This is a genomic window from Rhodoferax sp. (genome assembly GCF_012927445.1).
Taxonomy (GTDB): domain Bacteria; phylum Pseudomonadota; class Gammaproteobacteria; order Burkholderiales; family Burkholderiaceae_C; genus Rhodoferax.
Window position 1 is genome coordinate 326882 of the sequence record NZ_JABBPD010000001.1, and the last position, 22924, is coordinate 349805.

General features: G+C 60.4%; 21 protein-coding genes. 8 read left to right on the plus strand and 13 right to left on the minus strand.

The window, feature by feature from the left end; translation table 11 throughout:
- Positions 1-43: 43 nt before the first annotated feature.
- From nadA to HHJ17_RS01430, 4 genes are all read right to left on the minus strand, one after another.
- Complete coding sequence (nadA, locus tag HHJ17_RS01415; protein WP_296500352.1) at positions 44-1180, minus strand: quinolinate synthase NadA; 1137 nt, start codon at positions 1178-1180, stop codon at positions 44-46.
- A gap of 12 nt (positions 1181-1192) precedes the next feature.
- Positions 1193-2074 carry a carboxylating nicotinate-nucleotide diphosphorylase gene (gene nadC / locus HHJ17_RS01420; RefSeq protein WP_296500353.1) on the minus strand — a complete coding sequence of 294 codons (882 nt, stop codon included), beginning with the start codon at positions 2072-2074 and terminating at the stop codon, positions 1193-1195.
- Positions 2075-2204: 130 nt separating this feature from the next.
- Positions 2205-2693: a DUF1854 domain-containing protein gene (locus tag HHJ17_RS01425; protein ID WP_296500354.1), complete on the minus strand. Its 489-nt coding sequence runs from the start codon at positions 2691-2693 to the stop codon at positions 2205-2207.
- The gene (locus tag HHJ17_RS01430; RefSeq protein WP_296500355.1) at positions 2690-4990 is read right to left on the minus strand and encodes an ABC transporter ATP-binding protein; all 2301 of its coding nucleotides are present in this window, start codon (positions 4988-4990) and stop codon (positions 2690-2692) included. Before HHJ17_RS01430 ends, HHJ17_RS01425 begins: the two co-directional genes overlap by 4 nt.
- Positions 4991-5188: 198 nt before the next feature.
- Between HHJ17_RS01430 and cphA (HHJ17_RS01435) the strand changes: the two genes are divergently transcribed.
- Positions 5189-7357, plus strand: coding sequence for a cyanophycin synthetase (gene cphA, locus HHJ17_RS01435; RefSeq protein ID WP_296500357.1), 2169 nt, complete (start codon positions 5189-5191; stop codon positions 7355-7357).
- Positions 7358-7361: 4 nt separating this feature from the next.
- Positions 7362-9938, plus strand: a complete 2577-nt coding sequence (gene cphA / locus HHJ17_RS01440; RefSeq protein ID WP_296500359.1) for a cyanophycin synthetase — start codon at positions 7362-7364, stop codon at positions 9936-9938.
- Positions 9939-9979: 41 nt separating this feature from the next.
- Here the strand turns inward: cphA (HHJ17_RS01440) and HHJ17_RS01445 are convergent, their stop codons facing one another.
- From HHJ17_RS01445 to HHJ17_RS01460, 4 genes are all read right to left on the minus strand, one after another.
- A complete protein-coding gene (locus HHJ17_RS01445) occupies positions 9980-11005 on the minus strand; it encodes an NAD(P)H-dependent glycerol-3-phosphate dehydrogenase (protein ID WP_296500362.1) in 1026 nt (341 codons plus the stop codon).
- 52 nt (positions 11006-11057) lie between these two features.
- On the minus strand, positions 11058-11528 hold the full coding sequence (secB, locus tag HHJ17_RS01450; RefSeq protein ID WP_296500364.1) for a protein-export chaperone SecB: 471 nt from the start codon (positions 11526-11528) through the stop codon (positions 11058-11060).
- Between the two features lie 126 nt (positions 11529-11654).
- Positions 11655-11915 carry a glutaredoxin 3 gene (gene grxC / locus HHJ17_RS01455; RefSeq protein ID WP_296500366.1) on the minus strand — a complete coding sequence of 87 codons (261 nt, stop codon included), beginning with the start codon at positions 11913-11915 and terminating at the stop codon, positions 11655-11657.
- A 72-nt stretch (positions 11916-11987) separates the two neighbouring features.
- A complete protein-coding gene (locus HHJ17_RS01460; RefSeq protein WP_296504784.1) occupies positions 11988-12395 on the minus strand; it encodes a rhodanese-like domain-containing protein in 408 nt (135 codons plus the stop codon).
- 151 nt (positions 12396-12546) lie between these two features.
- On the opposite strand from HHJ17_RS01460, the gene gpmA reads away from it, so the two are divergent.
- The 3 genes from gpmA to HHJ17_RS01475 all read left to right on the plus strand — a co-directional run bounded on the left by gpmA (position 12547) and on the right by HHJ17_RS01475 (position 15592).
- Positions 12547-13290: a 2,3-diphosphoglycerate-dependent phosphoglycerate mutase gene (gpmA, locus tag HHJ17_RS01465; RefSeq protein WP_296504786.1), complete on the plus strand. Its 744-nt coding sequence runs from the start codon at positions 12547-12549 to the stop codon at positions 13288-13290.
- Between the two features lie 67 nt (positions 13291-13357).
- Positions 13358-14830 (plus strand): S41 family peptidase, encoded by a 1473-nt coding sequence (locus tag HHJ17_RS01470; protein WP_296504789.1) that lies wholly within the window; start codon positions 13358-13360, stop codon positions 14828-14830.
- A 9-nt stretch (positions 14831-14839) separates the two neighbouring features.
- Complete coding sequence (locus HHJ17_RS01475) at positions 14840-15592, plus strand: HesA/MoeB/ThiF family protein (RefSeq protein WP_296504792.1); 753 nt, start codon at positions 14840-14842, stop codon at positions 15590-15592.
- A 10-nt stretch (positions 15593-15602) separates the two neighbouring features.
- On the opposite strand, the gene HHJ17_RS01480 is transcribed toward HHJ17_RS01475, so the two are convergent.
- Positions 15603-16061 (minus strand): thermonuclease family protein, encoded by a 459-nt coding sequence (locus tag HHJ17_RS01480; RefSeq protein WP_296504794.1) that lies wholly within the window; start codon positions 16059-16061, stop codon positions 15603-15605.
- A gap of 121 nt (positions 16062-16182) precedes the next feature.
- On the opposite strand from HHJ17_RS01480, the gene HHJ17_RS01485 reads away from it, so the two are divergent.
- From HHJ17_RS01485 to HHJ17_RS01495, 3 genes are all read left to right on the plus strand, one after another.
- Positions 16183-17844: a SulP family inorganic anion transporter gene (locus HHJ17_RS01485; protein WP_296504796.1), complete on the plus strand. Its 1662-nt coding sequence runs from the start codon at positions 16183-16185 to the stop codon at positions 17842-17844.
- A gap of 107 nt (positions 17845-17951) precedes the next feature.
- A complete protein-coding gene (locus HHJ17_RS01490; RefSeq protein WP_296504798.1) occupies positions 17952-18728 on the plus strand; it encodes a GGDEF domain-containing protein in 777 nt (258 codons plus the stop codon).
- Positions 18725-19561, plus strand: a complete 837-nt coding sequence (locus HHJ17_RS01495; RefSeq protein WP_296504800.1) for a MinD/ParA family protein — start codon at positions 18725-18727, stop codon at positions 19559-19561. The genes HHJ17_RS01490 and HHJ17_RS01495 overlap by 4 nt, the downstream gene beginning before the upstream one ends.
- Positions 19562-19582: 21 nt before the next feature.
- Here HHJ17_RS01495 and HHJ17_RS01500 read toward each other — a convergent pair whose 3' ends face one another.
- From HHJ17_RS01500 to clsB, 4 genes are all read right to left on the minus strand, one after another.
- Complete coding sequence (locus HHJ17_RS01500; protein WP_296504802.1) at positions 19583-20467, minus strand: DUF429 domain-containing protein; 885 nt, start codon at positions 20465-20467, stop codon at positions 19583-19585.
- A 4-nt stretch (positions 20468-20471) separates the two neighbouring features.
- Positions 20472-20894, minus strand: coding sequence for a BLUF domain-containing protein (locus HHJ17_RS01505; RefSeq protein ID WP_296500381.1), 423 nt, complete (start codon positions 20892-20894; stop codon positions 20472-20474).
- A gap of 2 nt (positions 20895-20896) precedes the next feature.
- Positions 20897-21598 carry a GTP cyclohydrolase I gene (gene folE / locus HHJ17_RS01510; RefSeq protein WP_296504803.1) on the minus strand — a complete coding sequence of 234 codons (702 nt, stop codon included), beginning with the start codon at positions 21596-21598 and terminating at the stop codon, positions 20897-20899.
- A gap of 102 nt (positions 21599-21700) precedes the next feature.
- Positions 21701-22924: a cardiolipin synthase ClsB gene (clsB, locus tag HHJ17_RS01515; protein WP_296504804.1), complete on the minus strand. Its 1224-nt coding sequence runs from the start codon at positions 22922-22924 to the stop codon at positions 21701-21703.

Below are 22924 nucleotides of genomic sequence, written 5' to 3' on the forward strand. Positions count from 1 at the left end.
CCCCCGTGCAGCCTGCGAAAGTAGCTATAGATTAAATAGCAGCTTACGCAGCGCCGATATGCGGAACCAGACTCCCTGCCACTTGTCCGGCCTTGAGCGCGGCGGTAAATGCCAGCATGCGGTCAATCGGCTGCCGGGCGCGCCGGCCCAGCGCGGGATCGACGTGAATCTCGTTGGCACCGGTTTCCAGCACCCGGGCGACGTCCGCCAGCCCGTTCATGGCCATCCACGGGCAATGAGCGCAACTCTTGCAGGTGGCGCTGTTGCCAGCGGTGGGCGCCTCCAGAAACACCTTGGCCGGATTGAGGGTGCGCAGCTTGTGCATCATGCCGTTGTCGGTGGCGACGATGAACTCATGGGCGTCCATCTCCCGCGCCGCTTTCAAAATGGCCGAGGTCGATCCGACCGCATCGGCCAGCGCCACGACGTCAGCCGGTGACTCCGGGTGCACCAGCACTTTGGCACCGGGATGCGCCTTCATCAGCGCTTGCAGTTCAAACGCCTTGAACTCGTCGTGCACGATGCAGGAGCCGCCCCACATCACCATGTCGGCGCCGGTCTCGCGCTGGATGTAGCCACCCAGATGCCGATCGGGCGCCCACAGGATTTTTTCGCCTTTTTCTTTCAGGGCGCGCACGATGTCCAGTGCACAGCTCGACGTCACTAGCCAGTCCGCCCGCGCCTTCACGGCTGCGCTGGTATTGGCGTAGACCACTACCGTGCGGTCCGGGTGGGCGTCGCAGAAGGCGCTGAACTCGTCAATCGGGCAACCCAGATCGAGCGAACAGGTGGCGTCCAGGTCCGGCATCAGGACGTGTTTTTCCGGCGAGAGAATCTTGGAGGTCTCGCCCATGAAGCGCACCCCCGAAACAAGTAGCGTGGTCGCCGGATGGTCGCGGCCAAAGCGGGCCATCTCCAGCGAATCGCTGACGATACCGCCGGTTTCTTCGGCCAGGTCCTGCAAATCCGGGTGCACGTAGTAGTGCGACACCATCACCGCATTGCGCTCTTTCAGCAAGCGGCGGATTTTGTCTTTCAACGCGGCGCGCTCGGCCGGGCCCGGCTCGACCGGGACGCGGGCCCAGGCGTGCTTGGTGGCACAGACCGAGGCACTGGCCGTCGCGTCTTGCAGCGGCTGTTCGTATTCAACATCCATCACAGAATTAGGGGTAGCAGTCATTACAGCTCCTGGTCAAGCAGTTAAGTCGGCAATAAATCGCATTGAAAAATCGGTAGCTTGAACATCTTTGGTCAGGGCGCCGATCGAGATGCGGTCTACTCCGGTGGCCGCAATATCGCGCACCGTAGACAGATTCACGCCGCCCGACACTTCCAGAATCGCCCGCCCGGCGTTGAGTTGCACCGCCTCCCGCAGGGTGGCCAGGCTCATGTTGTCGAGCAGCACCATGCTGGCGCCAGCGTTCAAAGCCTCCTTCAGTTGGGCCAGGGTTTCCACCTCGATCTCGACAAACTTGGCGCTGGGCGCCACCAGGGCGGCGCGTGCCAGCACGGCCGTGACACTGCCCGCGGCGGCAATGTGGTTTTCCTTGATCAGGACGGCGTCGTACAAGCCAATCCGGTGGTTGGTGCCGCCGCCGGTGCGCACCGCGTATTTTTGCGCCAGGCGCAGGCCCGGCAGCGTCTTGCGCGTGTCCACAATTTGCGCCCGGTTGCCCGGCACGCTCTGCACGGCATCGACATAGCTGGCCGTTTTGGTCGCGACGGCGCTGAGCAGTTGCAAAAAATTGAGCGCGGTGCGCTCCGCCGTCAACAAGGCGCGGGCCGAACCTTCCATCTCCAGCACGACCTGGTCGGGCGTACAACGCTGGCCTTCCTGCACGCGCCACGTGAGGCGCACCTCCGGGTCCACTTGCTGCAACGCGGCCTGGGCCCACGGAATGCCGCAAATGACCGCCGCTTCGCGCGCCAGCACATGGGCCCGGGCGCGGCGAGTCGGGTCAATCAGGCCCGCGGTCAGGTCACCGGCGCCGACATCTTCCTGCAGCGCACGCGCCGCATCCAGGCGGGCCAGTTCAGCCACGGCGGCGTCGGAAAAATCAAAAAATGAGGTCATGGTGAGAAGCTTAGTGGCATTCATTCAGAAGGGGGAATTCGTCGCTGGCATGGGCCGCTGGGCAGCGTTCATGACGCTATTAAATAAATAGCTACTTGCGCAGGTGCGACGGGGGCTAGAGGCCAATTTCTTATAAAAATCGGTCCAAAATCTTTTGACTCTCTTTGTTCAGGTTCGCGCGGTCCCGAATCAGGAACTGGATGCCGTGCGAGTCCGTCACCAGCAGAATGGTCGGCCCGACGCGGCGAATGTCCTCACCGCCGCGCAGCACAAAACGGGTTTCGCCGCGGTCGGTCAAGACGCGCCAGGTGCAGGGCGTGGAAAAGCTGGTGACACTGGCAATGGTCAGAATTTCGGGCATGAACTCCCGCGTTTCCAGTTCTTCCCGGATCAGCTGCTGGATCGGGGCAGGCACCGCCGACAGGCGGTCAATCCACGCCACCTCATGGCCATCGGTGTGCACCATGCCAATGCCGTCCTCCGGCGACTGGATCGGGAAGGCCCGTACCGGCACCACGCCCTCAAAAACCTCCCCCTCGGCGGTGGTCAGGGTGAGCCGGCCAAAGGCATTGCGGGAGAGCTGAAAATGGCTTGTAGTCATGGCAGTGGTCGCGTTCATTTGTCGTCTTTCACGTTATCGACCCTGACAGTGCGTCTTCTATCGTCGTCCATGTCCACATCCATGTTGCGCGCTTGCGCCTGATACAGGTTGAAATAGGCGCCCTCGGCCGCCATCAGCGAGTCGTGCGTGCCCACCTCCACGATTTGGCCTCGGTCCAGCACCACCAGCCGGTTGGCGCGGTGCAAGGTGGAGAGCCGATGGGCAATGGCGATGGTGGTGCGGCCTTGCACCAGATTTTCCAGCGCCTTCTGGATTTCTTTCTCGGTTTCGGAGTCGACCGAGGACGTTGCTTCGTCCAGGATCAGGATGCGCGGGTTGATCAGCAGAGCACGGGCGATCGAGATGCGCTGGCGCTCACCGCCGGACAAACCCTGGCCGCGCTCGCCCACCATCGAGTCGTAACCCTGTGGCAGACGCAGAATAAATTCATGCGCGTGCGCAGCGCGGGCGGCGGCAATGATGTCGGCCTGGCTGGCATTGGGTTTGCCATAGGCAATGTTCTCGGCAATGGTGCCAAAAAAGAGAAAAGGCTCTTGCAATACCAGCCCGATGTTGCGGCGGTAATCGGCAATCGGAAACGAGCGCACATCGACGCCATCGACGCGAATCGAGCCTTCCGACACATCGTAAAAACGACAAATCAGGTTCACCAGCGTGCTCTTGCCGGAACCGCTGTGGCCAACCAGGCCGATCATCTCGCCCGGCTCAATGACCAGATTGATGCCCTTGTTGACTTCGCGGTTGCCGTAGCGAAAACTCACATCCGACAGTTCGATGCGGCCTTCGACACGCTCCAGCTTCACTGGCTGCGTCGGTTCCGGCACGCTGGAGACGTGGTCCAGGATGTCAAAAATGCGTTTGGCGGCCGAGGCTGATTTCTCGGTCACCGACACGATGCGGCTCATCGAGTCAAGCCGGCCGTAGAAACGGCTGATGTAGGCAATGAAGGCCATCAGCACGCCGACCGTGATTTCGGCCTTGGACACCAGCCAGATGCCAAACGCCCAGACCACCAGCAGCCCCAGCTCGGTGAGCAGGGAGACGCTGGGCGAGAACAGGGACCAGATTTTGTTAATCTTGTCGTTCACCGCCAGATTGTGTTTATTGGCCTCGCGAAAGCGCGCCGCCTCGCGCTTTTCCTGCGCAAACGCCTTCACCACACGCACGCCGGGAATAGTGTCGGCCAGCACGCTGGTGACCTCGGACCAGACGCGGTCGATCTTTTCGAACCCGGTTTGCAGCCGGAAGCGCACGGCGTGAATCATCCAGACGATGAAAGGCAGCGGCACCAGCGTGACCAGCGCCAGCCAGGGGTTGATGGAGAACAGAATGATCGCCGTCATCAGCAGCATCAGGATGTCCGAGGCAAAGTCGAGCAGGTGCAGCGACAAAAAAACGCAAATCCGGTCGCTCTCGCTGCCAATGCGCGACATCAGATCGCCGGTGCGTTTGCCGCCAAAATACTCCAGCGACATGCGCAGCAGGTGCTCGTAGGTAGTGGTGCGCAGGTCGGCGCCAATGCGCTCGGACACCAGCGCCAGGATGTAGGTCTTGGCCCAGGACAAGCCCCAGGCCAGCAGCGCCGCACCGAATAGGCCCGAGAGATACAGCGCCACCAGCATGGGGTCGATGTGCTGGCCGTTTTGGAACGGGATCAGCACCTCGTCCATCAACGGCATCGCCAGGTAGGGCGGCACCAAGCTGGCGGCCGTGCCCAGCAGCGTCAGAATAAAACCGGCGAGCAGTTGGCCGCGGTAGGGCTTGGCAAAGCGCCACAGCCGCAACAGCGTCCAGGTCGACGGCGGCGTGTGGATGACTTTGGTGCAAATCGGGCATTCATCCTGATCCGGCTCCAGCGGTGCCTTGCAACTCGGGCAGCGCCGACCTTCCGGCAGGGCCACCGGCTGACCGCTGACGTGGCTTTGCAGCTGAAGCTGGAATTGATCGAGCAGCCGAATGGCCTGCAGATTGCGCCCGAGGGTGAAGCGCCAGGTCGCCAGCAAGCCCTGCGCATCCATCAGTTCCAGATGACCGACCCCGGCATGGTCATGGTGCTTGAGCGTCAAACCAGGCCGGTAGGCCCAGGCGCGCCAGGTCGAATCCGGCGCGCGGCTTAATAAACGCTGGTTGGTGACGAGTACCAAGCCATTGATGAAACGAAGTTGGGTATCGAGGTCAACCTCCAGCGTGGCCAAAACGTTCTCTCCTGTGGAGAGTTGCGCTTGGACATCCAGGCGCCAATCAGCCGGGATGTCATTCAACAATAATTCGGAAGCGGGGATTTCGTTTGTCATGTGGATCAGTTGATTCTGCGGGTTGACGGTCGTAAGCCGGACCGGAGTCGAGTGAAATTTGCAATAGACTTAACGATATTACGCTTGACGCTGACTCTTTAAAGTGATTATTACGTGACGGCTGTGCCAATACCAAGGTATGTTCGCATGAACCAGGAATTCGCCCGCAGTGCTTGACTGCCTAAACTGTTTAGATTCATGACGACGAAGAACATTCAATTGCTGCGGATTACCCATCTGCGCGGCCCCAATATCTGGACTTACCGTCCCGTGATCGAAGCTTGGGTCGATATCGGGGTGCTGGAAGATCATCCTTCCGACACCATTCCCGGATTTTATGAGCGTTTAAGCGGCCTGCTGCCAGCGCTGGTCGAACACCGCTGCGGCATCGGCGAACCGGGCGGCTTTTTGCTGCGCCTGCGCGAGGGCACTTGGGCCGGGCATATCCTGGAGCACGTGGTGCTGGAGTTGCAAAACCTGGCCGGCATGCGCACCGGCTTCGGCAAGACCAGGCAAACGTCGGTTCGGGGCGTGTACAAGATGGCCTTCCGGACCCGGCAAGAACAGGTCGGCCGTGCCGCCCTGCTGGCTGGCTGCGATCTCCTGATGGCCGCCATCGAGGACCACCCCTATGACGTGGCCGCCACGGTGCACAAGCTGCGCGACATGGTCGACGCGCTGTGCCTGGGCCCGAGCACCTCGCACATCGTCGACGCCGCCACCGAGCGGGGCATCCCCAACATTCGCCTGTCCGACGGCAATCTGGTGCAACTCGGTCATGGCGCCAGCCAACGCCGCATCTGGACGGCCGAAACGGACCAGACCAGTGCCATTGCCGAAGAAATTGCCAGCGACAAGGACTTGACCAAATCACTCCTGCAGTCGTGTGGTGTGCCAGTGCCGCAAGGTCGCGTGATCAAAACGGCAGACGAAGCCTGGGAAGCCGCCCAGGACGTCGGCCTGCCCGTCGTGCTCAAGCCGTATGACGGCAACCATGGCCGCGGTGTTTCGCTGGATCTGAGCAACCGCAAAGATATCGAGGCCGCTTTTCTGCTCGCTCAACGCAAGGGCGATGGCAGCGTCATCGTCGAGCAATTCATCACCGGAAACGAACATCGGCTGTTAATTATCGGGAAACGCGTCGTGGCAGCCGCGCGCGGCGAAACCGCCTGGGTCACGGGCGACGGCCAATCCAACATCATTGAACTGGTCGACAGCCAGATCAATACAGATCCCCGACGCGGTGAGAGCGAAGACGCGCCGCTAAACACCTTGCGCCCGCATGAGGCCGCCGAAATCATTCTTGAGCTGGAACGGCAGGGCTTCACCGCCTATTCCGTGCCGGCGCAAGGCGAAAAAGTGCTGATTCAGCGCAATGGCAACGTCGCCTTCGATGTGTCCGACAACATTCACCCGAGCGTTGCTGCCGCCGCCGCCCTGGCCGCACGCATCGTGGGCCTTGACATTGCGGGCGTTGACATGGTGCTGGAGGACATCACCCGTCCCCTGGCAGAACAGCGTGGCGCCGTGATCGAGGTGAATGCCAGCCCCGGCCTGCTGGCCCACCTGAAGCCGGCTGACGGGCAACCGCGTCCGATCGGCAAAGCCATCATCGAGCATCTGTTTGACACCGACAAAGATGGCCGCATTCCGGTGATCGGCGTCACCGGCACCCAGAACACCACCCGCATTGCGCGCCTGATCGCCTGGCTGCTGCACATCAGTGGCAAGCAGGTCGGTCTGGCCTGCCAGGACGGCTTTTATCTGGGCGCCCGCCAGGTCGACGCCAGTGACAGCACGCACTGGGAAGGTGGCCAGCGCCTGCTGATCAACCGTTCGGTCGAAGTCGCGGTGTTCGAGCACAGCAGCCGGATGATCCTGAGCGAAGGTCTGGCCTATGACAAGTGCATGGTTGGCGTGGTGACCGATGTCAGCGGCTTCGAGGCCCTGGCCGAGTTCTACATTGATAACCTCGACAAGCTGTACAACGTGGTACGAACCCAGGTTGATGTGGTTTTGCCGCAGGGCACGGCCGTGCTGAACGCTGCGGACCCCCACGTGGTGGAAATGGCGCATCTGTGCGATGGCAAGGTGATTTTTTACGGACTGGATCCCCAGCTTAAAGCCATCACCACGCACCGCGCCAGCGGCGAGCGCGTCCTTTTTGTGCACAACGGTCACATCGTGCTGGCCCAAGGCAGTGAAGAAATAGCGCTGATACCCCTTGCTTCCATGAAGCAGGCCAAGGCCGAAAAACCAGAGATGGTGATGGCAGCGGTAGCTGCCGCGTGGGCCTTGGGCCTCACCCCGGAACTGATCGCGGCCGGCTTGCGCACCTTTGAGTCAGACCCCAAGAAAAACTATTGAGCTTATGGACATATCACGCATCCGCGCCCTTCGCGGCCCCAATCTCTGGAGCAATCACACCGCCATTGAGGCGGTAGTGACCTGCACCCCTGCGGAGTGCGCACTCCCGACCCGTGAGGGTTTCGAGAGCCGACTGCGGGCCCGTTTTCCTGAAATCAGCCCGCTGCAGCCCACCGGGAACGATGACACGATTCCCATGGCGAACGTGCTCGAAGTGGCGGCACTGGACTTGCAGGCCAAAGCCGGCTGCCCGGTCACCTTCAGCCGAACGACGGCCACTATTGAGCCCCTGGTTTACCAGGTGGTGGTGGAGTATTCAGAAGAAGCCGTTGGTCGTCTGGCGCTGGAACTGGCCAAGGATCTGTGTCTGGCAGCGCTGAACGACACCCCGTTTGACCTGAAACTGGCCTTGGGCCAGCTGCGCGACCTCGACGAGGATGTGCGTTTGGGACCCAGCACAGGCGCTATCGTCCAGGCCGCGGTCGCACGCAATATTCCCTACCGTCGCATGACCGAAGGCAGCATGGTCATGTTTGGCTGGGGCAGCAAGCAGCGCCGCATCCAGGCCGCTGAAATGGACATCACCAGCGCCATTGCCGAAGCCATTGCCCAGGACAAGCAGCTCACCAAAAAACTGCTGGCAGCAGCGGGGGTGCCAGTCCCGATGGGGCGCGAGGTGGACACCCCCGAGGACGCCTGGGCCGCCGCCTGTGAAGTTGGCCTGCCGGTGGTGATCAAGCCCAAAGATGGCAACCAGGGCAAGGGCGTAACCGTCAATATCACGGCGCGCGAGCAACTGATGGCGGCTTACGCGATCGCCAAAGAATTCGGCAAAGAAATCCTGCTTGAGCGCTACATTCCCGGCAACGACTATCGCCTGCTGGTGGTCGGCAACAAGCTGGTGGCAGCGGCGCGACGTGAGCCGCCCACTGTGGCGGGTGATGGCAGCCACACCATCCGTGAACTGGTGGACCGGGTCAACCGCGATCCACGTCGCGGTTCGGGTCACGCCACCTCACTGACCAAAATCCGCTTTGACGATATCGCCCTGAGTTGCCTGGCCAGCCAGGGTTTCCAGGCCGACTCGGTGCCGATCAAGGGCGCACGCGTTACCCTGCGCCACAACGCCAACCTGTCGACCGGCGGCTCGGCCACCGATGTCACCGACGATGTACACCCCGAGGTGGCCGCGCGCGCGGTGGCCGCCGCGCAGATGGTGGGGCTCGATATTTGCGGCGTGGACATGGTCTGCCGCAGCATTCTGCATCCGCTGGAGGAGCAAGGCGGTGGCGTGGTCGAAGTCAATGCCGCGCCGGGCCTGCGCATGCATATTGCCCCCTCCTACGGCAAGGGCCGCGCGGTGGGCGAAGCCATCATCGCCAGCATGTTCGGCAAGCAGGAGAATGGCCGTATTCCACTGGTGGCGGTGACCGGCACCAACGGCAAAACCACCACCGTCCGCCTGATCTCCCACCTGCTGGCCCAGAACGGCCTGCGTGTGGGCATGACCAATACCGATGGCGTCTACATCGCGGGCCAGCGCATCGACACCGGCGACTGCAGCGGCCCCAAGAGCGCGCGCAATGTGCTGCAGCACCCCGACGTGGATGCGGCGGTGCTGGAGACCGCCCGCGGCGGCATGTTGCGTGAAGGTCTGGCGTTTGACCATTGCGATGTGGCGGTCGTTACCAACGTCGGCAGCGGCGACCACTTGGGGTTGAACTACATCACCACGGTCGAAGATCTGGCCGTGCTCAAGCGTGTGATCGTGCAGAACATCGCCGATGACGGCGTGGCCGTCCTCAACGCGGCCGATCCCATCGTGGTGACCATGGCCAGCCACTGTCGCGGCTCCGTCACCTTTTTTGCCGCCGACCGCAACCATCCGGTCATGGCCACCCATCTGGCCCAGGGACGGCGCGCGATCTTTGTCGAAGACGGTTGCCTGGTCGCATTCCAGGGCGGAGTCCAGCACAAGGTGCCGCTGGCCGCAGTGCCCATTACGCATCAGGGCCGCATCGGCTTCCAGGTGGAAAACGTCATGGCCTCGGTGGCGGCCGCCTGGGGCCTGGGGCTGTCATGGGAGACGATCGACCGCGGATTGGCCAGTTTTGTGAATGACAACGACAACGCCTTGGGCCGCTTCAACCTGTTCAGCTACCGGGGCGCCACAGTCATCGCCGACTACGGCCACAACCCGGATGCCATTTCAGCCCTGATCCAGGCGGTTGAAAACATGCCCGCCAAACGCCGCTCAGTGGTCATCAGCGGCGCGGGCGACCGGCGTGATGAAGACATCCGCCAGCAAACCGAAATGCTGGGGCATGCCTTTGACGAAGTGGTGCTGTACCAGGACCAGTGTCAGCGCGGGCGCGCCCATGGCGAAGTCGTGGCGCTGCTGCGGGCCGGCCTGGCCAGCGCGACGCGCACCAAGGACATCCATGAAATTCAGGGCGAGTTTCTGGCCATTGACACGGCCATGAACAAGTTGTCCGAAGGTGACTTGTGCCTGATTCTGGTGGATCAGGTGGAAGAAGCGCTGGCCCACATCGCCGCGCGCATCGAACAAGACAAAGTCTGAACGGGGTGCGGTGCTGGCGCGCAGCCGGCACCCACTCAGGTTCAGGCCAGTTCGTTCGCCGGATCGCGGCCCATGAGGGTTGCCACCGCCTCGTCCGGTCGCATCTGACCATCCAGCAAGGCCACCACCGCTTCGGCAATCGGCATCTCCACCCCCACGGTTTGAGCGCGCTGTACCACGGTACGGGCGGAGTAAACCCCTTCGGCCACGTGGCCCAGCGATGCAACCGCCTGTTGCAGGGACTGACCGCGGGCCAGCGCCAAGCCGACCTGCCGGTTGCGCGACAAATCACCCGTGGCGGTGAGCACCAGGTCGCCCAGTCCACTCAGTCCCATGAAGGTGTCAGAGCGGGCGCCCAGCGCCAAGCCCAGTCGCGTCATCTCGGCCAAACCGCGGGTAATCAGGGCGGCCCGGGCATTGAGACCCAAATGCAGGCCGTCACACAAACCGGTGGCAATCGCCAGCACATTTTTAACTGCGCCCCCCACTTCCACGCCGACCAGGTCGTCATTGGCATAAACCCGCATCGTTGGACTGTGAAAGGCGGCGACCAGCGCGTCGCGCACTGCCAGATGCGCACTGGCGGCCACCAGGGCCGTTGGCTGACCGCGAGCGACTTCCAGCGCAAAGCTGGGGCCACTGAGCACACCCGCTATCAAATCAGGAGCTACCTGCGCTTGTATTTCGTGGGCTAGCAGTCCAAAAGTCTCTGAAGTTGCAGCCTCAAAGCCCTTGCACAGCCAGGCCACCGGCACCCGGCAAGTCGCCAAGCTGGTCAACATGGCGCGCAAGCCGGCCATCGGCGTGGCCACAATCACCAGATCAGCCCCGGCCATGAGCTGGTTCAGCGGCTTCGGCTCGGCCAAGCTGAGCGAACTCACACGCAGTGTGGGCGGCAGTGGGATTCCGGCCAGATAACGCGCATTTTCACGCTGCGCCTGCATCGCCAAGACCTGACGGGCATCGCGCGCCCACAGCGTCACGTCATGTTCGGCCAGCGGGTTGCTACCCGCACTGACCGCCAATGCCGTGCCCCAGGCGCCGGCACCAAGCACTATTATTTTCATAGCTGACTGCGCAATGAATACGGGGGCTAGAGGGCTAAAACGCTAAAAATATTTACTGAATGACAATATTGGTCTCAACCTCAGCGGTGGCGGCCACCTGTTGCTGCTGTTGTTGCTCGTACATCGACTGGAAGTTGAGTTCCGACAGGTGCACGGGCGGAAAACCACCGCGCTGAATCAGGTCGGCCACGTTGCCGCGCAGGTAGGGGTACACGATTTGCGGGCAGGCGATGCCCATGATCTGGTTCAACTGATCTTGCGGCAAATTGCGGATTTCAAAGATGCCGGCTTGCGTGGCTTCCACCAGAAACACGGTTTTGTCCTTGATCTTGGTCTGCACCGTGGCGGTGACCGTCACCTCGTAGATGCCTTCCGCCACGGGCGAGGCATTCACGCCCAACTGGATGTCCACGGTGGGGGATTCTTGCTCCAGCAAAATGGCGGGCGAATTGGGCTGCTCCAGGGACGCTTCCTTGAGGTAAACGCGCTGAATTTGGAAAACGGGTTCTTGCTGGTCGGACATGGTATTGATCTCGGTTAAAACAAAGCCCGCTCAGGCTGATCTTGAGCGGGCACACAATCGGGCACGAGATGAATTATCTCAGGTGAAAATCGATTTTTCGCCGTCAAGGCGTCAATCAACGACGGATCAGGCTGCGTTCAGCAACGGCAGCAAGCCGCCCTGCCCGTCCAGCGCGACCAGATCATCACAGCCGCCGACGTGGGTCTGGCCAATGAAAATCTGAGGCACGGTGCGCCGGCCGGTTATTTCCATCATTTTCATGCGCTGTTCCGGATCGGTATCGATGCGGATTTCTTCAATCTGCGCAACGCCTTTGGCCTTGAGAATCTGCTTGGCGCGAACGCAGTAAGGGCAGACGGCGGTGGTGTAGATTTTGACAACTTGCATGGTTTATTCCTATCAGTTGCGGACAGCGCTGGCGCTCTGCGCGCCGCACGGGCTGTCCCGCAGTGTTTTGTATTACGCTTTTTCGACCGGCAGATTGGCCTTGGTCCAGGCCCCCAAGCCGCCGCCCAGCGACTGGGCCTGCTCATAGCCCAGCTTTTTGGCGATGCCGACCGCGCGACCGGAACGGGCGCCCGACTGGCACACCAAAATAACCGGCAGCGCCTTGTTTTTCACCATTCCAGGTAATTTTTGCTCCAGCTGGCTTAACGGAATGTTTTTGGCCCCACCTACATGGCCGACCGCGTACTCATTGGCTTCGCACACGTCAATAACCACAGCTTTCTCGCGGTTAATCAGCTGCACCGCAGCTTCCGCCGTCAGCGCACCGCTGGTGGCACCCTTGAACACCGGCCAAAACAGCAAGGCAGCAGAGGCCAGCGCCACGGACATCAACATCCAGTTATCAATAATAAATTTCACTTTTTTCCTTGTTTAAATTTGTGTGGGCCAAGCCCATAGTGCGGCCCGAACTGTCTTGAGGTTCAAGACGATTTAGTACTCATTTTAGAATGGAGGACTGCCCAGCGCATTCCGCCTTCGTATTACCCCGGCTCAGGCCTTTAAAAACACCATGCATAAACTTGTTCTTATCCGCCACGGCGAATCCACCTGGAATCTTGACAACCGCTTTACCGGCTGGACCGACGTCGACTTGACGTCCACCGGCATTGAGCAAGCCAAAAACGCCGGGCGCCTGCTCAAGGCCGAAGGTTATGAGTTTGATGTGGCCTACACCAGCGTGCTCAAGCGCGCCACCCGCACCCTGTGGCACGTGCTTGACGAAATGGACCGCACCTGGCTGCCGGTGGTCAACAGCTGGCGGCTCAACGAGCGCCACTACGGCGCCTTGCAAGGGCTCAACAAAGCCGATGTAGCCAAGCAATATGGTGACGATCAGGTGCTCCTCTGGCGTCGCAGTTACGACACGCCGCCGCCCGCCCTGGAAGCGACCGACCCGCGTTGCGAACGCGGTGATTTGCGCTACGCAAAGCTGCCGGCCGCGCAAATTCCGCTGACCGAATGCCTGAAAGACACCGTGGCACGGGTCATGCCATTCTGGAACGAAGCGCTGGCACCCGCCATCAAAGCGGGCAAAAACGTGGTGGTGGCGGCCCACGGCAACTCGATCCGGGCGCTGGTGAAATACCTGGACAACATCTCCGACAACGACATCGTCGGCCTGAATATTCCGAACGGCATTCCGCTCGTGTATGAGCTGGACGACAACCTCAAACCGATCCGCCATTACTACCTGGGCGACGCGAAGGCCGCAGCAGACGCCGCAGCGGCGGTGGCATCTCAGGGTAAAGCTTAGGTAAATAGGGAACCTGGCCCTCGCAGAAACATCCAACCGTGTATATTGAGATAGCACAGGAATATTTATGGCTCAAAAATTGAAAATTGCAGGGTGGATTTCGCTCGGTGTTGTCGCCGGCGCCTTGACCACTGTTTCGCTCCAGACCGTGGCGCGCGGCACGTTGGCGCCACTGCCGCTGGAAGAGTTGCAGCAGTTGGCGGCCGTCTTCGGCATGGTCAAGACCAACTACGTTGAACCGGTCGACGACAAGAAACTTATCACTGATGCCATCGTGGGCATGGTGTCCAGCCTGGACCCTCATTCGCAGTACCTCGACAAAAAAGCGCTCAAGGAATTTAACGAAGGCACGACCGGCAAATTCGTCGGTGTCGGCATCGAAATTTCCCAGGAAGATGGCGTGATCAAAGTGGTGTCTCCGATCGAAGGATCACCGGCGTTCCGGGCAGGTATCAAGCCCAACGACTTGATCGTCAAGATTGACGATACCCCGGTCAAGGGTCTGGCGCTCAGCGAAGGCGTCAAGCGCATGCGCGGCGAGCCCAACACCAAGGTGCTGCTCACCATTTTCCGCAAATCCGAGAGTCGGACCTTTCCGGTGTCGATCACGCGCGAGGAAATCCGCACCCAATCCGTGCGCAGCAAGGTGGTTGAACCGGGTTACGCCTGGATTCGCCTGAGCCAGTTCCAGGAACGCACGGTGGAAGACTTTGCGCGCAAGGCCGAAGAGATTTACAAGCAAGAGCCCAAGCTCAAGGGCTTGGTGCTGGACCTGCGCAATGATCCAGGCGGCTACTTGGACGCTGCGGTGGCCATTTCAGCGGCCTTTTTGCCAGAAAACGTCACGGTCGTGTCGGCCAACGGCCAGTTGCCGGAAAGCAAATTCACTTACAAGGCATCGCCTCAGTATTACCAACGCCGCGGTGGCGCCGACCCCCTGAAGCACCTGCAGGAAGTAACCAAAGGGGCGCTGAAGAGCGTGCCGCTGGTGGTGCTGGTCAACGAAGGCTCCGCCTCCGCCAGCGAAATTGTGGCGGGGGCGCTGCAAGACCACAAGCGCGCCAAGCTTTTGGGCAACCAGACGTTCGGCAAGGGCTCCGTGCAAACGGCGGTTTGTCTTGACCCGTCGTTCCGCATGGACAACTGCCCAACCGCCGCCCTGAAGCTCACCACCAGCCGTTACTACACGCCCAGCGGTAAATCCATTCAGGCCAAAGGCATCGTGCCCGACGTCATGGTGGACGAAACCGAAGAGGGCAACCTGTTTGCGGCACTGCGCACGCGCGAAGCCGATCTGACACAGCACCTGAACAGTGGCCAGGGCGAAGAAGTGAAAGATGACGCTCGCGAGAAAGCCCGGGAAGAAGCCCGCAAAAAGCTGGAGGAAGAACTGAAGAAGCCGCTGGCCGATCGCAAGATGCCAGAGTATGGGTCTGACAAGGATTTCCAGCTGATTCAGGCGATCAACCAACTCAAGGGTCAAACCGTGATGGTCAGCAAGACGCAGGTCGAACGCCCGGAAGAAAAAAAAGAAGAATAAAAGCCACACATGACGGACGACCAGCTGCTGCGCTATTCGCGCCACATCCTGCTCAACGAGATCGGGATTGAAGGGCAGGAGAAAATATCAGGTAGTCATGCCCTGATCGTGGGGGCCGGTGGTTTGGGGTCACCGGTCGCGCTTTACCTCGGCTCTGCGGGTGTCGGACACATCACGGTGGTTGACCACGACACGGTGGACATGACCAATTTGCAACGGCAAATTGCCCACACCATGGACCGTGTCGGTGAGCCCAAGGTGCTGTCAGTCCAAACCGCTATTCAGGCCATTAACCCGGAGGTCGAGGTGACCCCGATCGCGGCACGTGCCGATGCAGCGTTACTGGACATCCTGGTGGCCGAGGCCGACGTGGTGCTGGACTGCTGTGACAACTTTGCCACGCGCCAAGACATCAATGCGGCCTGCGTCAAGCACGGAAAACCACTGGTATCCGGTGCTGCCATTCGTTTTGACGGCCAGATATGTGTCTATGACCCACGCGACGCGAGTTCCCCGTGTTATGCCTGCGTCTTTCCGCCCGACACCACGTTTGAAGAAACTCGCTGCGCCACCATGGGTGTTTTTGCGCCGCTGGTCGGCATCATCGGCTCCATGCAAGCGGCCGAGGCGCTCAAGCTGCTCAGCGGGGCCGGCCGCCCGTTGACGGGCCGTTTGCTGATGCTGGATGGCCGCTCCATGGAGTTCACCGAAGTCCGCATCGGACGCCAAGCCACTTGCACCGTCTGTGGCGTAGCGCACTAAGCTCCTCGCTTCATTTTTTAACAACGTAGCATGATCCGTGTCGCTTGCGAAAATCGCGTGGCAACTCAGGCTGGCTAACGGCGAACAGCCCACGGCGGAATTGCCGCGCAACGGCTTCCTCGGCTGCGTAGGGCCCGAGGTCGCGGCGCCAGCGGTAAGACCAAGCCTGGCCTGCGCTCACCATCTGCGCACCCAAATCGTTGCCCGCCAGCCGGATGCGCGCCAGTCCCCGACCATAAACATCACGACGCCTGACCGTCACTTCGACATGCTGGTGCAACGCACGCTGCGCCAGCATTGCACGCGAGGCCTCGCCACCCGATTGGCAGATTTCCGGGGCGTCGATGCCGTCAAGGCGCAACTTGCGCGGCGCGCCGCCCGCGTCCGGCTGCACCCAGAGCGTGTCACCATCCGTGACGTAGGAGACTTTTCCAGCAAAGGCCCTCTTCGCATGGACATTCGTTGTCATCAAAATAATAGCAAGCAAGAAAAGTCTGAAAACAGTCATAGGAACTCGTGAGCGGGGATCAGCCCGGATTTAAAAAAAACTCTGCAGCGTTAGGATACAGCGCTCATCACCCCCTTCACCCATGTCCAGACTACAACGCCTGCTCCCTTTTTTGAATTGGCCGCAGCCCCGCCCCAAACTGCTACGTGGCGAGGCATTGGCCGGCCTGTCGGTGGGCCTGATGGTGATTCCGCAGGGCGTGGCCTATGCGGCTCTGGCCGGCATGCCACTGGTCACGGGTATTTATGCGGCCATGCTGCCGGCCCTGGTTGCGGTACTGTTCAGTGCATCGACCCGACTGTCGGTAGGGCCGACCGCCCTGACCTGCCTGCTGATCGGCACCTCGCTCACCGGCTTGGCCGAGCCCGGCAGCGCGCACTGGGTCGAGCTGGCGGTGTGGCTGGCGCTGCTGTCCGGCGTCTTGCAAGTGGGCTTGGGTTTCATGCGCTTTGGCTGGCTACTGAACCTGGTCAGTGCACCGGTGCTGATGGCCTTCACCCAAGCGGCGGCGCTGCTGATTATCAGCTCGCAACTACCCCAGCTACTTGGTTTTAAAGTGGCCTGGGGCCAAATGTGGATGCAGCCGCAGTGGCACATCCCCTCCGTCCTGTTCGGGCTGGCCAGCCTGATCCTGCTGACATTGGCGCGGCGCTGGAAGCCGGCCTTCCCCACGGTACTGCTTGTGGTGCTGGCCTCGGCGGCCTTGAGCGTGTGGACCGGATTCGAGGCCTCGGGCGGGGCGGTGGTGGGCGTGCTGCCTGAAGGCTTGCCATCGCTCTTTGTCCCGGGCCTGCCCGACTGGCATACCCTGAGCCAACTGGTATTGCCCACCCTTGTCATCACATTGGTGAGTTTTCTGGAAACTGCGTCCAGCGCCAAGGTCGACAGTGAGCGTGCCGGCCAGCGCTGGGACCAGGATCAAGATTTGATCGGTCAGGGTCTGGGCAAGATTCTGTCGGGCTTGAGCGGGGCTTTTCCGACCAGCTCGTCGTTTTCGCGCTCCGCATTAAATTTGTATGCGGGTGCCCGTACCGGCTGGGCCACGGTCGTGTCGGTGATGGTGGTGTTGCTGGCGCTGCTGCTGTTCACACCGGTATTGCGCCATGTGCCGCAAGCCGTGCTGGCAGCCATTGTGCTGGCCGCCGTGGCGGGCTTGCTCAAACCCGGCGAGTTCAAGCGTTTATGGCGCATCTCGCGGGTGGAGGCCAGTACCGCTGGCGTTACCATCGCCATCACGCTTCTTGCCGCGCCTCGACTCTATTGGGGGGTGCTCGCTGGCGTGCTGATGGGCTTGAGTTACTTTCTATATCAGCGGCTGCATCCGCGCATCATTGAAGTCGGGCTGCACGCAGACGGTAGCCTGCGCGACCGTCATCTCTGGCACCTCCCCGCGCTGGCACCTCACCTCTACGCGCTGCGCATGGACGCAGAACTCGATTTTTCCTCCGCCAACAGCTTCGAACGCGCCATTGTGGAGCACCTCTCCACCCACCCAGACATCAAACATGTGTGCCTGTTCGCCCAGCCCATCAACCGTGTCGATGCCACCGGGGTCGAAACATTCAGCCAATTGCACTCAACCTTGACGCAGCACAACATTACGCTTCACATCAGCGGCATCAAACTGCCTGTGGAAAAGATACTGAGACAGGCCGGGGAATTGAAAGACTCGAACCGGCTCAAGATGTACCGCACCGATGCAGAAGCCATCATCGCACTGGAAAGCCTCCCAAAACAGGATTAATACAGAGGGAAAACGATGGATTTTTCACCGCATTTCAAAAAACGTTCCTGTTAGACTCAATTTGTTAATTATCCAGTGTGCCCGTGACTATCAAAACTGAATCTTCCATGATCGATATGCGTGATTTGCGCTTGGACGACGCACGGGCCCTGCTGGAGCATGACCCAACATGCAGCCTTCCCGAACCGGAAGAATCTCCCACCGTTTATGTACAAAGCGTCGTCGACAACCTGTGCGAACTTTCGCTGAAAGATCCGCTGACAGGCTTGTCTAACCGGCGTCATTTCCGCAATGTGCTGAGCCGCGAAATTGATGCCGTGGCCCGCTCCGGCGATTCAGCCTTGCTGTTGATGCTGGACATTGATAATTTCAAGAAAGTCAATGACACCTATGGTCACCTGGCTGGCGACCGGGTGCTTCAGGCCATTGCCAACTGCCTGGCGGCCTGCGTGCGTCCGATGGACACTGTGGCCCGTTACGGTGGCGAAGAATTTGCAGCGATCCTGCCAAACTGCCCGGCTTCGTTTGGACAAATCGTGGCCGAGCGGATCCGCGAAACCGTCGGCAACCTTTCCATTTTTGTATCCCCGCTGGTCAGTATCCAGGTGACGGTCAGTATTGGGGGCGCTTACGCACCGGAATGGGTTCGCTCCACGACAGCGTTGTGGACCGATCGGGCCGATATCCAGCTGTATCGGGCCAAGTCCGAGGGACGCAACCGCGTCTATATTGAGCAGCAGCGGGAGATCGCGGTAAGCGCAGAAGAAAAGAGCATGTTGTTCGGCCACCTCTCACTGGGAGACCCGGCCTGGATCGAAAATGCTTCCAGTGACGCGTCAGGTGCGGCAACAGGCAACGCAATCAATAAAGTGAACTCACCATGAGCGACGTCCTGAATCTCCCACAAGACAATGTGGCCCCTACCGCAGTACCTCTCAAGCCACTTGGCAAGGTGCTCGCCGTCACCAGCGGCAAAGGGGGCGTTGGCAAGACCTTTGTCTCGGCCAATCTGGCGGCGGCGCTGGCCAAGCGTGGGCACCGTGTTCTGGTGCTGGACGCGGACCTGGGGCTGGCCAACCTGGATGTGGTGCTCAATTTGTACCCCAAGGTCACCCTGCACGATGTGTTTACCGGAAAAGCAAAACTCGAAGAGGCGATTGTCCGGGCGCCGGGCGGATTTTCCGTCTTGCTGGCCGGCTCCGGCATGGTCGAATATTCGCGCCTGACGCCCGAAGTTCGGGACGATTTCCTGCGCATCATGAATGGGCTGATACCGCATTACGACATCGTGCTGCTGGATACCGGCGCTGGTATTTCTGATGTGGTGCTTTTTGCCGTTTCGCTGGCCTCCGAGGTACTGGTGGTTGCGACACCCGAACCCACCTCACTGACCGATGCCTATGCCACGATCAAGGTGCTGGTGGGTCAGCAAAAGCGACAAACCATTCGCATGGTGGTGAACCAGACGGCGCGCCTGGGAGATGGTCGTGCCATCACAACGCAGTTGCAGCAGGTGCTGGATCGTTTTGTGGTGACAGAACCGGGGCGTCCGATTCGCTTGATTCACATGGGCGACATCCCTTCCGACCCCTCGGTACGGCAAGCCGTGATGCGCCGCCAGTTGTTGATTCAGTCCATGCCCGGTTGCCCGGCTGCTTTGGCGATTTCCCAGCTGGCCCTCAAACTGGAAGAAACCATCATCGCACGAGTGGCCTAGCCGCAGGCTGGGCTGGGGGCGTCAAGCGGTGACGATCCACCCTTCCAGGGTGTCAAGATCATCCGGCAAACCATAACGCGCATCACCCTCGCGCTGCCGGGTTTGCGCCCAGGCCGCCTGAACCAGACACAGCACCGCGTCCAGCGAATCACCGCTGGCGTCATCCACCAGTACATCACGTTGCGCATGGGTCAGTTTGAGCCGCAGACCGAGTCGGGTCTGGCCGTGTTCCAACGCGGTGATCAGGTCTTTGCGGGCAATCAGGCGCTCGGGCGTCTGGCGGGCTTTGTCGTCACTTTTGTAGCTACGTTTCGCCAACACCTCGCGCGCCAGCAAACCGGGGTAGGCTTCCAGCGCCACCCGATGCGCTTGGCCCCGAGCATCCACATCAAGCGGGTCACCCGGATGCAAGCCCGGCAGAAAAATTCCCGCATTTAGCAGCAAGGGGACGCCGGCATGCAGCATATAAGCCACCGGCGGATTAACCCATTTCATAGATGGACTGGAACCGGCTGGCAGGTCAGTGGCCCGGTGGGCAAATTTACCCCCCACTGGCCGGGCATTACAAAACGCAGCGAAGGTGGCACGGATTTGCGCCCGGCTGAGGCTGGCGTAGTGGCGGATACAGGCATCCCATTGCGTGGGCCAGCCCAGGGTCTCAACCAGTTCTCGCGGCAGTCCGAAAGGGAGATCAAAGCCGCCAATCCAGCAGGCCGGTCGCTGCAACCATTGGGCAAACGCCTCCAGCGATTCCAGCCGTTCCAGTTTTGATAGCAAAACACGTCCCGACTGCAAAGACCCATGCGCCAAAACAATCGGTTTTTTGCGGGAGGGGCTGCTGGAAAAATCGCACCCGACCAGCGCAACGTCCAGCCCCACATCATGCTGCAATGGGGCAGCCGTCAAACGTTCAGGTGCGACCAATGATGCAGGCAGTTGCCATCAGTTCTTCCAGCAGGGCCAGGGACACGCTGCCCGACACCGTATAGGGGTTGAGTTCGGGTTTCTCGGCGTACTTGAGCAAAATGGAAGTATTGATCTTGGACATATTGACCGCCCCCATGGTCCAGCCCGCAAACCTGCGCTCGGCTATTTCCTGGTAGTGCAGCAGCACAACATCCTTGTGACGGGGATCCCGCTGGATATGGCCGTACAGCTCGCTCACGGCCATGCGTCCACCCTCGATCGCCTGCAGGAATATCCCGCCGCCATAACAAAGTATGCCGGTAATACCGCTACCGGGATTGAATTGGCGCGACTGGGCCAGAATCGCATCGATAGCGTCGGGACTGGTGTCAACCGCACGGCTGGCGTAAAGCAAACGGACCAACATGATCAGCCTTTCCGGGGAATAAGCGATAAAAATTCGCGACGCAAATTGGGGTCTTTGAGGAAGCTGCCACGCATGACCGAATTGATCATCTTGCTGTCCATGTCCTTGACACCGCGCCAGCCCATGCAAAAATGAGTGGCTTCCATCACGATGGCCAAGCCATCCGGTTGGGTTTTTTGTTGAATCAAGTCAGCCAGCTGAACCACCGCTTCCTCCTGAATCTGCGGCCGACCCATGACCCACTCCGCCAAACGGGCGTATTTGGACAAACCAATCACGTTGGTGTGCTCGTTGGGCAGCACGCCAATCCAGATCTGACCAATCACCGGGCAGAGGTGATGGCTGCAGGCGCTACGCACCGTGATGGGGCCGACAATCATCAATTCATTGAGATGTTCGGCGTTGGGGAATTCGGTGATGGTCGGTGCGCTGACATAGCGGCCCTTGAATACCTCATTGAGGTACATCTTGGCCACCCGGCGGGCCGTCTTGTCGGTGTTGTGATCGTGGTCAATGTCAATGACCAGGCTGCTCAGCACGCCTTTCATTTTGTCTTCCACCTCGTCAAGCAAACGCTCAAGCTCACCCGGTTCGATGAAGTCGGCAATGTTGTCGTTGGCATTGAAGCGCTTGCGCGCCGCCATCAGACGTTCCCGGATTTTGACGGAGACGGGAGTGCCTTCATCGGCATCGGCAGAGATCATGGTGCTTTGGCTTTTCATTAACATGAAAGAATGGTACCAGCGTTTTACTTGTAAGGTTTTTGGCCATTGGCCCGCGTCAATTGAGCGCCATTCGCTATTAAATTAATAGCGTTTACCATTTAAAAAGAGCAATAAACGCATCACGCCAAACGCAATGCGATCCAGAAAGCGCTGGCGCCACGGTCGGTTGGCATAAGCCGCCGGGTCCACGCGCACACCACCCTGCTCAAACGCCTGTTCCAGCCGCGCCCGCAAATCCTGCGCAAAAGCAACATCGTCCACCACCACATTGGCCTCACGCGCCAGCAACAAACTCAAGGGGTCCAGATTGGAAGAGCCCACCGTGGCCCAGTGACCGTCAATCACGGCGACCTTGGCATGGAGAAAGCTGACCGAGTACTCGTAAATCTCCACGCCCGCCGCCAGCAGCGCACCGTACACCGGCCGGGTCGCGTGGAATTGCATGAAGTACTCATACCGCCCCTGCAGCAACAGTCGCACCCGTACCCCACGCAGCGCGGCATGAATCAAGCCCTTGCGCAGTTTGCGGCCGGGCACAAAATAAGCGTTGGCAATGATGATCTCTTTGGTTGCTGCACCAATGGCTTTGCGGTAACTGCGTTCAATCCGGGAGCGGTTGCGCACGTTGTCGCGCAGCACCAGCGTCGCGTTGGTGTTGTGCGCCGTACTGTCTGCCACCAGCTGCCCCAAGTCTTGAGCCGAACGGGACTGCAGCGCCAGCGTCACCGCTTCCTGCAGTGCCCGCCAGGCGGCCCGAAAATCATTCTGGCGCACGTTGCTGGCCGCCTGCAACCGCCACCAGAACTGCACGGTGGCTTCATGGACGGACTGCACCAGTGGGCCTGTCACACGGACGGCGAAGTCAAAGCGGGGCGCATCCAAAGCACCGTGATTGGGATCATAAAAATCGTCCAGCAGATTGATGCCGCCGCAAAAGGCCACCGTGCCGTCGAGCACGCACAGCTTTCGGTGCAACCGCCGCCAGCGACTGGGAATCAGCACACCCAACCGCCCCAAGGGCGAAAAAATCCGCCACTGGACGCCTGCGGCATTGAAGCGAGTCACCCATTCAGCGGGAATGCGGGGTGTGCCAACGCCGTCGACCACCAGATACACCGATACACCACGTTGCGCCGCTCGTTCAAGTGCCACCGCCACCTGCTCGCCGGCCGCCTCCACACTGAAAATATAAGTCTCGATCCGAACCTCATGGGCACTGCGGTCAATGTCACCAATCAGCGCCGGGAAAAACGCCTGCCCCCCCTGCAGTAGCTGCACCTGATGGCCGGGTCGGACTGGCTGCAT